At 70.1% G+C, this 14664-nt stretch carries 9 protein-coding genes and 1 pseudogene; 4 read left to right on the top strand and 6 right to left on the bottom strand.

The features are described 5' to 3' along the window. Together ID554_RS09735 and eccCb are read left to right on the top strand one after the other, a co-directional pair. On the top strand, positions 1 to 2076 hold the full coding sequence (locus ID554_RS09735; protein ID WP_117229470.1) for a hypothetical protein: 2076 nt from the start codon (positions 1 to 3) through the stop codon (positions 2074 to 2076). A 73-nt stretch (positions 2077 to 2149) separates the two neighbouring features. Beyond that, the gene (eccCb, locus tag ID554_RS09730; protein WP_117229471.1) at positions 2150 to 6196 is read left to right on the top strand and encodes a type VII secretion protein EccCb; all 4047 of its coding nucleotides are present in this window, start codon (positions 2150 to 2152) and stop codon (positions 6194 to 6196) included. Positions 6197 to 6422: 226 nt separating this feature from the next. Here eccCb and ID554_RS09725 read toward each other — a convergent pair whose 3' ends face one another. The 6 genes and pseudogenes from ID554_RS09725 to ID554_RS09700 all read right to left on the bottom strand — a co-directional run bounded on the left by ID554_RS09725 (position 6423) and on the right by ID554_RS09700 (position 13025). Then, on the bottom strand, positions 6423 to 7316 hold the full coding sequence (locus ID554_RS09725; protein ID WP_223884510.1) for a hypothetical protein: 894 nt from the start codon (positions 7314 to 7316) through the stop codon (positions 6423 to 6425). Continuing rightward, complete coding sequence (locus ID554_RS09720; protein ID WP_117229472.1) at positions 7313 to 7966, bottom strand: GNAT family N-acetyltransferase; 654 nt, start codon at positions 7964 to 7966, stop codon at positions 7313 to 7315. Before ID554_RS09720 ends, ID554_RS09725 begins: the two co-directional genes overlap by 4 nt. A gap of 14 nt (positions 7967 to 7980) precedes the next feature. Further along, positions 7981 to 9478: pseudogene (locus ID554_RS09715) on the bottom strand (APC family permease). A gap of 100 nt (positions 9479 to 9578) precedes the next feature. Then, the gene (locus ID554_RS09710) at positions 9579 to 10097 is read right to left on the bottom strand and encodes a GOLPH3/VPS74 family protein (RefSeq protein WP_223884645.1); all 519 of its coding nucleotides are present in this window, start codon (positions 10095 to 10097) and stop codon (positions 9579 to 9581) included. Positions 10098 to 10551: 454 nt separating this feature from the next. Next, positions 10552 to 10827 (bottom strand): hypothetical protein, encoded by a 276-nt coding sequence (locus tag ID554_RS09705; RefSeq protein WP_117229474.1) that lies wholly within the window; start codon positions 10825 to 10827, stop codon positions 10552 to 10554. A 497-nt stretch (positions 10828 to 11324) separates the two neighbouring features. Next, entirely contained in the window at positions 11325 to 13025 is a 1701-nt protein-coding gene (locus tag ID554_RS09700; RefSeq protein WP_117231419.1) for an IS1634 family transposase, read from the bottom strand. A 477-nt stretch (positions 13026 to 13502) separates the two neighbouring features. Between ID554_RS09700 and ID554_RS09695 the strand changes: the two genes are divergently transcribed. Continuing rightward, positions 13503 to 14405, top strand: coding sequence for a helix-turn-helix domain-containing protein (locus ID554_RS09695; protein WP_117231286.1), 903 nt, complete (start codon positions 13503 to 13505; stop codon positions 14403 to 14405). Beyond that, a complete protein-coding gene (locus ID554_RS09690; protein ID WP_117231287.1) occupies positions 14398 to 14607 on the top strand; it encodes a DUF397 domain-containing protein in 210 nt (69 codons plus the stop codon). The genes ID554_RS09695 and ID554_RS09690 overlap by 8 nt, the downstream gene beginning before the upstream one ends. The last annotated feature ends 57 nt before the right edge of the window (positions 14608 to 14664 follow it).

The raw sequence follows: 14664 nt of genomic DNA, 5'->3' as shown, positions 1-14664 counted from the left end.
GTGGTCACCCACCTTCCCTTGATCACCCGTCCGATGGCGGAGCTGTGCGCCGACGGACGTACGGTGTTCCTGCCCGGCGGGGCGATGGCCGTCGGGACCGACGCGATGCCCACGGCCGACGACCCGTTCGTCCGGCGGGCCGACGCCGCCGCCAGGTTCTCCGGCCCGGTGGCCACGCCACTGTTCCCGCAGGCGGACTCGGATCTGTTGCGTCGCATGCTGGACCGGCAGTCGGCCGAGCAACTCGACCTGATGCCGGTGCACTGGCCGGACTCGGCCGGACCGGCGTCCCTGCCGGGGCTGACACAGTGGGCGGACGACCTGCGGTTGTCGACGCAGGTGCTGCGTACCCAACTCGACGGCGCGACGGGCGGCGCGGTGCCGTTCGGGCCGCACCGCGTCGTCGACCTGGATGCCGAGGGCCGGATCACCGCAGCCGGCACGGGCGTCACGGTACGGGTGGTGCCGTCGGACCACCGGGCGTCGAAGCCGTGGGCGGAGGCACCCGCCGAAGTGCTGGATATCCTGTCCGGGAAGCCGTACCTCTCCGGGCGGATCGTCTTCTCCGCCGACGGGGTCGAGGTCGGCCTGCCGGCGGAGCTGACCAATCACCGGTACCGCGCGGCGCTGCGTACCCACGGTCTGCGGTTCGGCGGGTCCGGTGACGACGCGCTCGCGGCGACCGGCGCCGAGCGGGTGGACGAGCCGACCGGGTACGTCGACCTGGCGTACCGGATGGACCAGGCCGGTGCCGGCGCACACGCCGTGGTCGTCGTGGACGGCCCGGACGGTGAGTCGATCCACCTCGCCGTCAACGACGAGGCCCGCAACCTCTCGCTGCTCGGCCCGGACGGATCGGCACTGCTGCCTGCCGCCGAATCCGGCCGGATCCGACTCGCCCTGTACCCCGGGGAGCCGGTGAGCGTCGAGGAGCGACTGATCCAGATCGCTGCGGCTTCGACTGGTAGCTCGGCCGCGGTGTCCACCGGACCTTCCTGGGCGGACACCACTCGCAACGAGGTCGCGCTCCACACCTGGCAGGCGGCCGACGGCACGGGCCGGGTCATGGAGATCATCGGCCCGGCGGCGGCGGTGTCCACGCACGACCTGGGCGTGTTGGCGGAGGCGGCCGAGTATCTCGACCAGCCGATCATCGTGCTCGCCACCGATCGGCCCGGTCGGCGGCCCACCCCGGAGCAGGTGTCGCTGCTGAACCGGCGCCTCTTCGTGCACCTGGGTGAGTCGGTGCTGGCCGGCGGTCACGACCCGGTGCCGGTCGTCTACACCCGCGCGTCCGCGTCGCCGGAACTCACCCGGGTGCTCGACGAGTACGGCGCGCCACTGGTGTACGAGGCACCCGGGCTCTCCGCGCCGGGTGCGGACGGAATGCCACTGCTCAACCTGGGCAGCGCGTGGACGGCGCGGCGACCGGGCGGCTCCCCGGGCGGGGGTGGCCAGGCGGCACCGCCCGTCGTGGACGCGCTCAGTGTGGACCTGATCGAGGCGGCCACCGGTCTGCGCCGGGCGCCCGCGTTCACACCGCCGACCGTCCCGATCGTGTCGTTCCTGTCCGCCCCGCTGACCGATCCGCAGGCCATCCTGTCCGGGCTGGACCGCGCCGGACCGGCCCTGCCCGACCAGCACTCCCAGTTGCGGGAGGCGGTGGACCGGGTACCGTCCCTCGCCGGTCACCACGCGGTGCTCAGCCTGGCCAAGCCCCTGCTCCTCGGCGGCCTGGCCGGCGGTCCCGGCGGCGCGGCCGGCACCGGCGGCCCGGCAGCCCAGGTCGGCGCGATGGCACCGATGCTCGCCGACCTGGCCGGGGTGTCGTTCGACGACCGGGCCAGCCACGCGATCCTGGCCGCGATCGGCGACCTGGTCGAGGGCACCCGGTCGGCCGACGAGGTGACCACCGCCATCTGGGAGTTCAAGGACGACCTGCCGCGCGGTGGTGCGGTCCGGCCGAACTGGATCCGCAAGATCAACGCGCTCGTGCCGTTGGTGTCCGAGGGCCACCGGGATCCCCTCGATCGGATCAAAGAGGCGATCATGACCTGCCCCGACCCGGGCACATGACCCCGTCCCGACGACTGAACGGGAGGTCACCCCGGCCCGTCGTGGAGGGCATGAACGAGCGGAGCATCGCCGGATGAGCCGGGTGGCCTTCCACCGTCCGGCCCGCCACATCCTTCCGGCGCTGCCCACGGACCGGATCGTGCTGCCCGTACCGCCCGAGGTGCCGGACGCGTCGACCGGCAGTCACGCCTGGAACCTGGTCCTTCCGCTGATCAGCAGCGTGGGCATGGCCGCGTACATGGTCAGCTTCGGGCAGCCGGCCACCATCATCCTCGGCTCGGTCTTCTTCATCTCCTCGATCGCCGCGGTCATCTTCATGTTCATGGGGCAGCGGCGTACCCGTGGCGTGTCGGCCCGCAAGCAGCGCCGCCGGTACAGCGGCCACCTGAGGTTGGTGCGGGACCAGGCGCGACAGAGCGCGAACGCGCAACGCGCCGTCTCCGCGCTCGCCCACCCCGAGCCGGCCCGGCTCTGGTCGATCGGCGTCGGCGGCCACCGCGTCTGGGAGCGCCGCCGCGACGACGCCGACTTCCTCCAGGTCCGGCTCGGCCGGGGTACGGTCCGACTGACCACCCCGATCGAGCTCGACGCGAAGATCGACCCGCTCACCGACTACGACTGGGAGTCGCAGGAGGCCGCCGAACGGCTGGTGGAACGACTCGGCGTGGTGCCCGAGCAGCCGATGGTGGTCGACATCGGTCGGGCCGGGGTGATCAGCCTGCTCGGCCCGCCGCCGGCCACCACGCAGGTCGCCCGCGCGATGCTCTGCCAGGTCGGCGTCTTCCATGCGCCGGACGACGTGCTCGTCGCGGTGGAGGCCGGCGGGGACGACCAGTGGCAGTGGGCGAAGTGGCTGCCGCACACCACCGACCCGGAGCTGCGCGGTGAGGCGGGGGAGCTGTCGCTGGTCGCGGAGAGCCCCGCCGCGCTCACCGACTACCTGGAGGCCGAACTCCGACGCCGCCTCGACCAGCAGGGCAACCGGCGCCCGACCACCGGCGGACCGACCCTGCCCCGGCTGATCCTGGTGTTCACCAGCTTCGACCCGTTCTCCGAGTGGGGGCGTGGCGAGCTGATGGCGGCGCTGCTGGCCGGCGCCGGGCTGCACCTCGGCATCACGCTCGTCTTCCTGGTCGAGCGCGAGTCCGACGAACCGAGCCGGGTCAACCTGCGGCTACGGTGCGGGCCGGACGGCCAGCTCACCACGGAGGGCAGGGCGGAACTGGTCGTCACACCCGCCACGGACTGCCACGTCGACCGGGTGAGCCTGGGAATGGCCGAGCTGGTCGCCCGGACCCTGGCACCGCTCCGACTCAGCGACGAACGCGAGCAGGTCCTCGCCCGGACCGTGTCGTTGACCGAGATGGTGCTCGGTGGCGACCCGATGAACTCCGAGATCACCAGCCGCTGGATCGGCGCCGGTGACCCGCGGCTGCTGCGCGCGCCGATCGGCACCGACGGGGACGGCCACCCGTTGGTGCTGGACATCAAGGAGTCGGCGCAGGGCGGCTCCGGCCCGCACGGCCTGATCGTCGGCGCCACCGGCTCCGGCAAGAGCGAGTTGCTGCGTACGCTCGTCACCGGCCTGGCCCTGACCCATCCGCCGGAACTGCTCAGCTTCGTGCTGATCGACTTCAAGGGCGGTGCGGCGTTCGCCCCGTTGACCGGGCTGCCGCACGTGGCCGGTCTGATCACCAACCTGGCCGACGACGCCGCGATGATCGACCGGGTGCTCGCCGCGCTCATGGGCGAGCAGCAACGTCGGCAACGCATGCTGCGCGACGCGGGCAACATCGACTCGGTACGCGAGTACCAGAGCCGCCGCGCGGAGGGCGCCGTCGGCACCGACGGTCGTCCGCTCGACCCGCTGCCGTACCTGCTGATCGTGGTGGACGAGTTCGGCGAACTGCTCTCCGGTCGGCCGGACTTCGCCGAGCTGTTCGTGCAGATCGGCCGGGTCGGCCGAAGCCTCGGCATGCACCTGCTGATGGCCACCCAGCGGCTGGAGGAGGGGCGACTGCGGGGACTGGACTCCCACCTGTCGTACCGCATCTGCCTGCGCACGTTCAGCGCCAGCGAGAGTCGTACGGTGATCGGCACCACCGACGCGTACAACCTGCCGCCGATCCCCGGGTCCGCGTACATCAAGGTGGACGAGTCCGTCTATCAGCGGTTCCGGGTCGCGCACGTGTCGGCCGGGTACGTCTCTCCAGAGGAGCGCGCGCGGGCCAGCGGCGCGAAGCCCCGCAACACGATCGCGCAGTTCCCGCTGCGGGGGATCACCCGGATCACCGAGGAGGAGATGGACGAGTCACCACCCGGGCCAGCGCGTGGTGGCCGGACCGAGCTGGGCATCGTGGTGGACCGGCTCACCTCGGTCATCAGCCCGGTGCACCAGGTCTGGCTGCCGCCGTTGCCGAAGGCACTCGCCCTGGACCACCTGCTCGGCCCGGTCGCCCACCAGCCCGGCCGGGGCTACGGCGCGAAGCACTGGCCGATGACGGGCTCGCTGGCCGTACCCATCGGCCTGCTCGACCTGCCGCTCAAGCAGGAGCAGGAGACGCTGATGATGGACTTCGGCGGGGCGCACGGCAACCTCGCGGTCGTCGGTGCACCCCAGACCGGGCGGAGCACGCTGCTGCGGACCCTGATGCTCGCCGGGATGCTCACCCACAGCCCCGACGAGATGCAGTTCTACTGCGTGGACTTCGGTGGCGGGACGCTGCACACGATGGCCGAGGCGCCGCACGTCGGCTCGGTGGCCGGTCGCAGCGAGCGTGACCTGGTCAGCCGGATGATCGTCGAGGTCCGGTCACTGATCAGCGAACGGGAACACCTGCTCCGGGCCCTCGGCCTGGACTCCATCGCCGACCTGCGGGAACGTCGGCGTTCCGGCCAACTGCCCGAGGGCGTACGCGCCGCCGACGTGTTCCTCTTCATCGACAACTGGGGCGCGTTGCGGACCGAGTTCGACTGGGCCGACCCGGTGATCAACGAGATCGCCGCCCGGGGACTCGGCGTGGGCGTACACCTGATCATCACCACCGGTCGATGGAACGACATCCGCCCCGCCCTGCGGGACAGCATCGGGACCCGCATCGAGCTGCGCCTCAACGACCCCTCCGAGTCCGAGGTGAACCGCCGGCTCGCCGCCCGGGTGCCGGCGAAGGTGCCCGGCCGGGGTCTGAGCCTGCCGGGCGTATACTTCCAACTCGTCCTGCCCCGGATGGACGGACAGGACAGCATCGACGGTCTGCGCGCGGCCCAGCAGGACGTACTCGGCAAGATCGCCGCCGGGTGGTCGGGCCCCCCGGCCCCGCCGGTACGCCTGCTCCCGGCGCGGATCGACGCCGCCGAGGTGCCGGCGCCACCGGACGCCGCCCCGACCGCCGTGCCCATCGGGATCGGCGAGGCCGACCTGAAGCCGGTGACCGTCGACCTGATCCGCGACGACCCGCACTTCCTCGTCTTCGGTGACGCCGGCTCCGGCAAGTCGACGGCCCTGCGTACCTGGTTGGCGGCCCTCTGCTCCCGACAGTCCGCCTGGGACGCGCGGGTGGTGCTGCTCGACGCCCGACTATCCCTGCTCGACGCGGTGCCACCGGACCACCTGGCCGCCTATGCCGGCGACCCGGACACCGCCAGCGCCTACGTCCAGCAGGTGGTCGCCAAGCTCACCGAACGCCTGCCACCGGCCGGGATCAGCCCGCAGCGGCTGCGCCAGCGGGACTGGTGGGAAGGGCCGGACATCTACCTGGTGGCCGACGACTACGACCTGCTGCCCACCGGTTCTGCGGCCCCGCTCGCCCCGCTGTCCCGCTTCCTGCCGCAGGCTCGGGACATCGGCCTGCACCTGGTGCTCGCCCGCCGGGTCAGCGGCATGGCCCGCGCCATGGCCGACCCGCTGCTCAACCGGGTCAAGGAGATGGGCTGTAGCGGCCTGATCCTCTCCGGCGACAGCCGCGAGGGAGTCGTGCTGGGCAACGAGCGCGCCGCCACCCGCCCACCCGGCCGCGGAACGCTCGTCGAGCGGGCCCAACCGGGCCGCCTGATCCAGGTCGCGCTCCCGCCGCCCGTCCCCGAGCAGGACGAACCCGACACCACCCCGACCGGCACGTGACCGCCTCGGCGTCGACCGGTCAGTGATACCGCACTCTCCGTAGCCAGCCGAGAAGGCGGCCGTGCCGCCGGTCGCCGTGGCCACGACGCCACCGACACCCATGTCAAGGTCGGTCATGGTGGTGGGGTGGCCGGCGGCAGGAACACCGGGGGGGGGCGCTGCCGCCGGCCGGAAGACCAGCCGTCTCCTGTTTCTCGGGTCCAGGGTTCGGCGGCTGGTCAGGTCGTCACCCGGTGGCGGGTGGTGTGACGGTGTCGGTGGTGTGGCCTCGGGCCAGGATGAGGACGTAGGAGAACAGACCCGGCTTGATGCTGCCGTTGATGCGTTCGTGTGCGGCGAGTAGTTCCCCTGTGGTCGGGTCGATGATCAGCACGGTGGTGGACCCGTCGGCGGTGACGTGGAATGCCAGGCCGGTGCGTCCGGCGATGTCGGTGGTCGTGCCCCGGTAGGTGATGCCGGTGATCCGCGCGAGCACACGTAGTGCGGTGGCCCGCTGGGGGCGGTTGAGGTGTTGGCTGGTGGCCAGGCCGATGACGCCGCCTGCGAGCAGCCTCGGGTATGCGGGCTCGCTGGCCAGCTCGGCCGGTGCCAGAAGCTTGGCGAGCTGTGTCGGGTCGGCCGGGACCGGCTCGGGGAGGTACGGGTGCAGGCTTCCGGGCGGGTGGCGGTGTGTGGTGGGAGTGGCGTGGTCGAACAGGGGCCGTTCGTCGGGTCGGGGTTGGTGGTCCACGCCTGCCAGGTCGGGTGCCCGGCGGGTGACTTCGCGGCCGGAGCCGTCTGCGTGTCGCCAGCGTCGGATGTCGGTGCGGATGATCGTGTTCGTCGCGCGTGTCCAGGTTTGCAGGTGCAGGTAGGTGTAGGGCAGGTCGATGGTGGTGTCGGCTGGCGTGCTGCTCAGGGTTTCGGCGAGCAGCGTCGGCCGCTGCTCTGCGGTGAGGCCGGCGTCGGTCGCGGTCCTGGTGGGTGGGCTGGCCCATGGTGGTGCGTCGGCGGGTGTGCCGGTCGTGTCGGGTCCAGGGGTTGTGGCGGTGTCAGTCTGGCAGGCGGGCAGGAGAAGGACGGCGCTGCCGAGGAACAGGCGCAGGAGAGCACGGCGGGCGGGGTGGGGCTGTGTCGTCATGGGTTTCTCCGCGTGGTGTGCGGGAACGGGGTCCGGTCGCCGTTGGTGGTGGGGGTGCCGCGCCACATGCGCCAGATGGTGGGTCCGTGGGTGGGCAGGGTGATGGTGGGTCCGGCGGTGTAGCCGTGGCGCAGGTAGAGCCGCCGGTTGTGCAGATTGCTGGCCTCCAGGTAGGCCGGCAGGCCGAGGTGGTCGAGGTGGCGGTGGTGGTCGGTGAGGAGTGCGGCGCCGATGCCCTGGTTGTGGCGGGTGGGGTCGACGGCGAGGTAGGCCAGGTAGTGGTGTGGTGTGTCGGGGTGGACGGCGTCGAACATCTCCTCCATCAGCACGAACTTCGGCGCGTAGACGCCGGCGATGCGCTCCAGCGCTTCGACCCGTTGGTGGTGGTCGGTGGGGGTGGGCTCGGGGCGGGGGTACCAGATCGCGACGGCGGTCTGGTCGGAGGTGGTGTGGACCTGCCCGTGTTGCAGTCCGTGGTGGAGGGCGTCGCGGAAGTAGCGGTAGTAGACGGTGCGTCGCTCGTCGGGGTCGGGGATGAGCCAGTCGGCGAGGGGTCCGTGGTGGAACGCTTCGGCGAGGACGGCGATCAGCGGCCCGGCGTCGGCCTTCGCGGCGGCGCGGACGAGTGGTCTGTTGTTGGTGCGGGTCACGGCTTCTCTCTTGGTCAGGCGGGTTGGTGGACGGTGTCGGGGGTGCGGTGGGGTCCGGTGGCGCTGTGCGCGCCGAGGCCGACCGCCGCGTACACGTCCGGACGGGTGGTGCGCAGGGTGAGCGCCCAGGTGATGCCGAGTAGTGCGGCGGCGGCGTAGGCGGTGGGGAACGCCCACCGCAGTGGCGAGTCCGGTGCCACGCCGAGGAGGGTGGCGAATTCCCGCAGGGTGACGGTGAGGATCCCGGCGAGCGCGATTGTCGCGGCCCCGGGTGCGATCGCCGTTCGCCAGGGTCCTTCAATGTGGGTGATGCGGGCGAAGAAGCCGATGACGGCGGCGGAGGTGACGGTCATCAGGATCAGCACCCCGAGCCCGCCGGTGACGGTGATCCAGAAGAAGAGGTGCACGATCGGGTCCGCCCCCGCGACCGCATAACCGACCAGCACGACGAACGCGATCCCGCTCTGCACGAGGGAGCCGACCTTCGGCGCCCCGGTGCGGCGGCTGGTGCGACCGAACACCGCCGGCAGCACCCGCTCCCGGCCGAGCGCGAACAGGTACCGGGCCACGGTGTGGTGGAAGGAGAGCAGGGCGGCGAACAGCGAGGTGATGAACAGGACCCGGGCGACGGTGATGACGCTGTCGGCCAGGTACGGCGACACCAGGTTGAAGATCAGATCCGTGCCGTCGGTGCGTGCGGGCCGCCTCGACGATGCGGTCGGGGCCGGTGGCCACCGACATCGCCCACGCGGACAGCCCATACAGCAGGCCGGTCACCGCGACGGCGATGTAGGTGGCACGGGCGATCGTCCGCCGGGGATCCTTCGTCTCCTCCGAGAACACGACGGTGCCCTCAAAACCGACGAACCCGGTGATGGCGGTGACCAAAGCGGCGCCGATCCCGGCGGCGAACACGTGCGAGGGGGCGAGGGTGGCGAAGCTGACCGTCCCGTCGGCGGGGTGGGTGACCATGATCGCGTCGAACGTCAGCGCGACGACGCACTCCGCGACCAGGACGACGGCGAGGACCCGACCGTTGAGGTCGATCCGCGCGACACCGAGCCCCGCGACGACCGCCCAGACGGCGAGGGCGCAGATCCACCAGGTGAGGTGCCAGCCGTAGCGGTCGTTGAGGAACTGCGCGGTGACCGCGCCCGCCCCGCCGTACAGGCCGATCTGCATCGCGTTGTAGGCGACCAGCGCGACCATGGCGGCGCCGACACCGGCGGGGCGGCCGAGTCCTCGGGTGACGTAGGTGTAGAAGGCGCCCGCGTTGACGATCCGGCGGGACATGGCCACGTAGCCGACCGCGAACAACGCCAACACCGCCGCCACCAGCAGATACGACACCGGGATACCGGTGACGCCGGTGACCGCGTACCCCGTGGTCGCGCCACCGGCGACGACGGTCAGGGGTGCGGCGGCGGCGATCACGAAGAACACCACCGACGGGATACCGAGCCGCCCCCTGGCCAGGACAGCGGACACGGTGTCAGGTCTCGTGTGAGACATCAGTTCTCTCTCCAAACAGTTCAGTGGGTCAGCAACAGCCCGGCGCGGCAACGCCGAGCCAGTAGTGGTGGTGGTGTGGTGCGGGTGGGTGTGGTGGCGTTCAGGTGGTGCGGTGGCTCAGCACGGCACCACCGACGACGGCACCGAGATCAGCAAGAAGCTCCCGTAGCGGCAGGGACGCCTGGTCGACCTGCCGGCGCAGGAGTACGCGGGCGAGCGGGGGCGCGTCGTCGAGCAGGATCGGATCGAGCTGGGTGGACATCGCCAGCCCGCCGAGGGTCACGTCGAACGCGTTCAACCGTTCGTGGTTTCGTAACCGGTAGGACAGGCGGGCCCACGACCAGGCGGCGGTGTTCATGTCCGACGGCACGTAGACGGTGCGCTGCCGCCACCACCGACCCACCTGCCGCTGACGCAGCAGCCCGAGCTGCCACATCCGGGTCGCCACCTGCTCATAGGCGGTGGTGCCCAAGAACGCCAACCACGTTCGCGTCGCCGTGTGCTGCGGCTCCGCCACCAACCGATCGAGGACAACGTGTTGCAGCCAGTCCGCCGGCGGCGACGGGTCGATCACCCGCACATGCCGGCCCACGAACGTGATCCGCCCCTCCCAACCCAGCTCCGCCTACAACGCCGCAGCCAGGCCGTAAGCTGTCGCGGACTCGAACAGACGCGACCGACCCGTCTGATCGTCGTGCGCCAGATAGAAGAACTCATCCGCAAGACGCATCGGTGGAGCGGCGGCACTACCGACCGCACGCACCGGCCGAGACGGCCCCACCGACTCGGAATACCCACGCAGATACTCCGGGTAGCTGTCCGGAGCGACGAAAGGTGTGGCGTTCACCGCGGCTGACCTTCCTCAATCGAATCATCACAGGAAAGGGGAAACCCGAGCTGCCGAAGGAGCTTCCGCCCGCCGGCATGACGACCAAGCTCCTCGACCGCCCAGGCGTACTGCCCACACCGGCCCTGCCGGCAGCGGAAACAGCTACCGCCGTCGCGATGATGCAGCGCAGTGTTCCGCGCCGACTCGAAGTGATCGACGGGCCGATCGCTGTCGTCGGTGCTGGTCATGACGCGGCGACTTGGCGGTGCAGCGCGGCGATCTTGGCCCGCACCTCCATGCACGGCGAATGCCGGTCCACGTTCGGGTACTCGCACTCCGGCCGGTGACCGAGCACCCAGATCCACTCGTCGCTGCGGTACAGGAGGTCGCGGATCCCTGTGACAGCGATGGCTACGGAAGTACCGGGGGTCAGGTCACGCCCGTAGGACCAGTCATTTGCTTCGAGTAGGAGCAAGGTGCCCGGCGTGATGTCGGGGAGAGGCTGCGGGCTGCGGTTCACGGCTGTGCCCCTCGGCGGACCGGCTGCGGACCACAGTCGCGCGCCAAAGCCGGTCGGCTGGGGCTCGGCCGGTGCATGTGATCGTGTCCGGCGACATCGGCGGGCACGGAAGTGCCGTCGGGGTGCGTGGCCCCACTTTCGGGGCCGAAGAGCATGGCGGGGCCAGCGCTGTCGATGCCGAAGGGCTTGAACGAATGATCATCGTCAGTGGAGACGAACCACTTGACGCGCACTGCCATCACCTCTTCCTGTGTGAGATACGCGGTCGGGCACTCCCCGACATCGACCGCACAAGCCGATCAGCGGACGCAGGCGGCATCCTGTTCGGAAGCGCGACGGACCCTGCATCTGGGCTCACGGACGGGACCGTTTCCCGCACGTACTCCTGCGTTCCGCAGCTCGGCGTCGATATAGGCGGCGGATCTGGGCTGTGAGCTGGGCAAACAGCGGTGGGCCCGGTGACGGGGCGTGTCACTAGGCGGCTGTGTTGTCGCAGGTCAGGCGGTTGCGGGTGTGGCGTCGAAGATCCGGGGCGGCTCGGCGATCTTCAGCTTGGTGAGCAGGGCCTTCTGGGGTTGGGACAGCTCGGTGCGCTGGGCGAACGTGCCGGCGGGGCCGGTGAACACGCCCAGGTGCAGCCGGTCGATCTCGGTGCGGATCGCGGTCCAGGTGCGGCCGGTCTCGGTCTCGGCGACCCGGATCAGCAGCAGGGCCAGCCAGCAGAGCAGGATGTGAGCGCGGATGCGGTCCTCGCGGCGGTGGAACACCGGGCGCAGGTCGAGGGTGGTCTTCATGTCGCGCCAGCCGCGTTCGACTTCGAGGAGCTGCTTGTAGCCCAGGGCGATGTCCTCGGCCGACAGTGTCGGGTCGGAGCAGCGCAGCAGGTACTTGCCGTCCAGGCGCTGTTCGGCCTTGACCTTGGCCTGGTCGAGGCGCAGCAGGCCCTTGGGGGTGACGCGCAGGAACCGGTTCAGGCCGGGCTTGGTGGAGATCACGCCGCGTAGCTCGGCGCGTTTGGTGGCCGGCAGCCGGTCGGTGTCGTCGATCAGGTCCGTGAGCTGGGCGATCAGCCGTTGGCGGACAGCGGCGTCCCGGTCGGCGGCCTCGGGGTTGTAGCAGATGACGAACCGGTCGTCGGTGTCGATGTTGACTTCCTTGACCTGCAGGTTCTCCGCGACGGTGGCGTAGCGGCCCTGCCGGGCGAGCGCAGCGTCGGCTTCGCTGGTGCCGGCACGCAGCTTCTCACCCAGGATGTAGTGCCCGCCGCCCTGTTGCAGGAAGCGGCGGTTCTCGGCGGAGGCGAAGCCGCGGTCGGCGACCCAGACGACGCGAGCCAGGCTCCACTCGCGCATGTCGGTCTTGACCTGCCGGATCAGGGCGGAGTCGCTGGTGTTGCCGGGCCAGCACCACACCCGCACGGGAATGCCGGTGCGGGTGACGGCCATCCCGACCACGACCTGGGGCAGGTCGTCGCGGGAGTCCTTGCTCTTGCCATGGGTGCGGAACCCTGCCTGCTTGACCGCCGCCGGATCGTCCTCGGCCACGACCCGGCCCTGCTGGTCACGCCACAGCGGTTCGTCGGCCTCATCGAGTTCGAAGTAGGTGCTGGTGGTGTCGAAGAACAACAGGTCGACCTCAAGGTTGAGCAGGTCGGCGATCTGGTCGTAGACCCCGCGGGTCAACGCGGGCTCGACCTCGATCAACTGGTCCATCGCCCGGTAGCAGGTGTCGTCGGTGACGTGCGGCAGGTCGGGCAGGTACACGTCCTGGCAGACCCAGTCGGCGGCGGCCAGCTTGCTCGACGGGGCCAGGGCCCGGTTGGCGACCAGCGCGAACAGCACCCGTTCGACGTCGACCTCCCGGCGGGACGAGCCGACCAGCGGCCGCAGGACGGTGTCGATGCGCAGCCGGCGCCACAACCCGTCGAGCAGCCACGCCCCGCCCAGCGAACGGGACTCCACAAACGACAGGCCGGCCGGCGCGGCCGCGGCCAGGGCGTCGGCCGGGGCGAGCAACCGCGACAACGCGTCGACCAAGCGGCGGATACCGGCCACGTCGAGCTGGTCTTCGCGGCCGAACGAGTACAACACCCGGGTCTTGGACGCCTTCGCGGCCGGGTCCCACTCGTTGTGAGCCAGTTGCAGGTAGCGGATCGTCTGCCCGTCGCGGGTCTTGCGGGTCGACGCTTTCACGTACACGAGGCACGACCGTACACCGACTATGAGACCAGCAACAGATCAGCAGCTCAACAAAGTTATCCACAGGCAGGCGTGTCACTAGGCGTTTTCGCCGTTCCCGCCAGGCCGCAACGCCCTGAACTGCACCTTCACACCGCGACGCCGACTATATCGACGCTGAGCTGCGGAACGCAGGGTACTCGGCGTTGAGCTGGTCGAAGAAGCCTGCGGCTCGTGGCGTTCCGCTTGATCCGACAGACGTGATCAGCCTTGAGGTGATGACCCATCCGGCGGCTGTCAGCTCCCTTCTGTAACTCATTACACTTTGGGCATGCCCAGAAATCAACTACCCATGAAGGAGTATCTGTTTTGAGAGACGCTTCTGTTTTAGGCCGCAAAAGGGCAGGTCATGGAGGGTGCACCCCTCAGGGTCACGCTTCAAATGCGTGCTTTAATTGGGCGCAGCACGCGCCCAAAGTGAGCGAAAGGGTGGGCTAGGTGTCTGAGGCAGTGGGCTCGGCGTTGCTACGCCGCCACATCGGGCGTCGCCTGGAGGCGCTACGGAAGCACGCAGGGCTGTCGCAAGAGCAGGCAGCCGAGCAACTCCAGAAGGGCCGCACGACCATCGCCCGGTGGGAAGAAGGCCACGAGAACGTCCGCTTTCGCGACATTGACGTCAAGGCGCTGCTAGAGATCTACGGGGCGGGAGAGCACGACACCAAAGTCCTGCTAGCCCTGACCGCCGAAACCCGCAACGGCCGGCGCAAGAGCTGGTGGCATGACTACACGGAGACGGCGCTGCCGGCCTGGTTCGGCCTGTACGTCACGTTGGAGGACAGCGCCGAGACGATCCTCCAGTACGAGTCAGAGCTGGTCCCTGGCCTCCTCCAGACCCCCACCTACGCCGAACAGGTCGCGCGTGTGCCACCGGGTTACCTCGGAGAGGACGAGATCATCCGCCGCGTCCAGGTACGAGTCGAGCGACAGTCGCTTCTCACCCGCCCCCGCGCGCCGCACCTCCGGGTCATTCTCAACCAGGCGGTGCTCCACCGACCCGTCGGCGGCCCGAGAGCCATGGCCGATCAGATGGCCCACCTGCTGGAGCTGATGGTCAAGGCGAACGTGACCGTGCGCATCGTGCCGTTCTCTGCGGGCGTGCACAGCGGCATGGCCGCCTGCGGGCCATTCACCATCCTGGACTTCCCCACAAATGAGTTCGGAGATCCGCTCGAACCCCCGCTCGCGTACGCCGAGACACTGACTGGTGCGATGTACCTGAACAAGCCCGACGAGGTCACCGCCTACCGGCTGGCGTGGGCTGATCTGGAGAAACGCGCCCTCAACCAGACGGCGTCAAAACGACTGATCGTGGAAGCACAGAAGGGATACACCAGTGGCTGACTCGGCTGGCGCGATCTGGCGCAAGAGCACCCGCAGCGGAAACGGAGGAAACTGCGTCGAGGTGGCGACGAACCTACTGGGCCGCGAAGACGCGGTCCTTGTGCGCGACAGCAAGAACCCACACGGTGGCCACCTCGCCGTCACGGCAAAGAGTTGGACGACCTTCACCGACGCCGTGCGAGACGGCGCTCTCAGCCTGTAACCGAACGGCAAAGGCTGCCTGGGAGCGCCGCGCTCCCAGGCACCAGCCCCGTAGCGG

Source organism: Micromonospora craniellae, from assembly GCF_014764405.1.
GTDB classification, from domain to species: domain Bacteria; phylum Actinomycetota; class Actinomycetes; order Mycobacteriales; family Micromonosporaceae; genus Micromonospora; species Micromonospora craniellae.
Note: the sequence above shows the minus strand (reverse complement) of the source record. Positions and strands in the feature narration are given on the sequence as shown.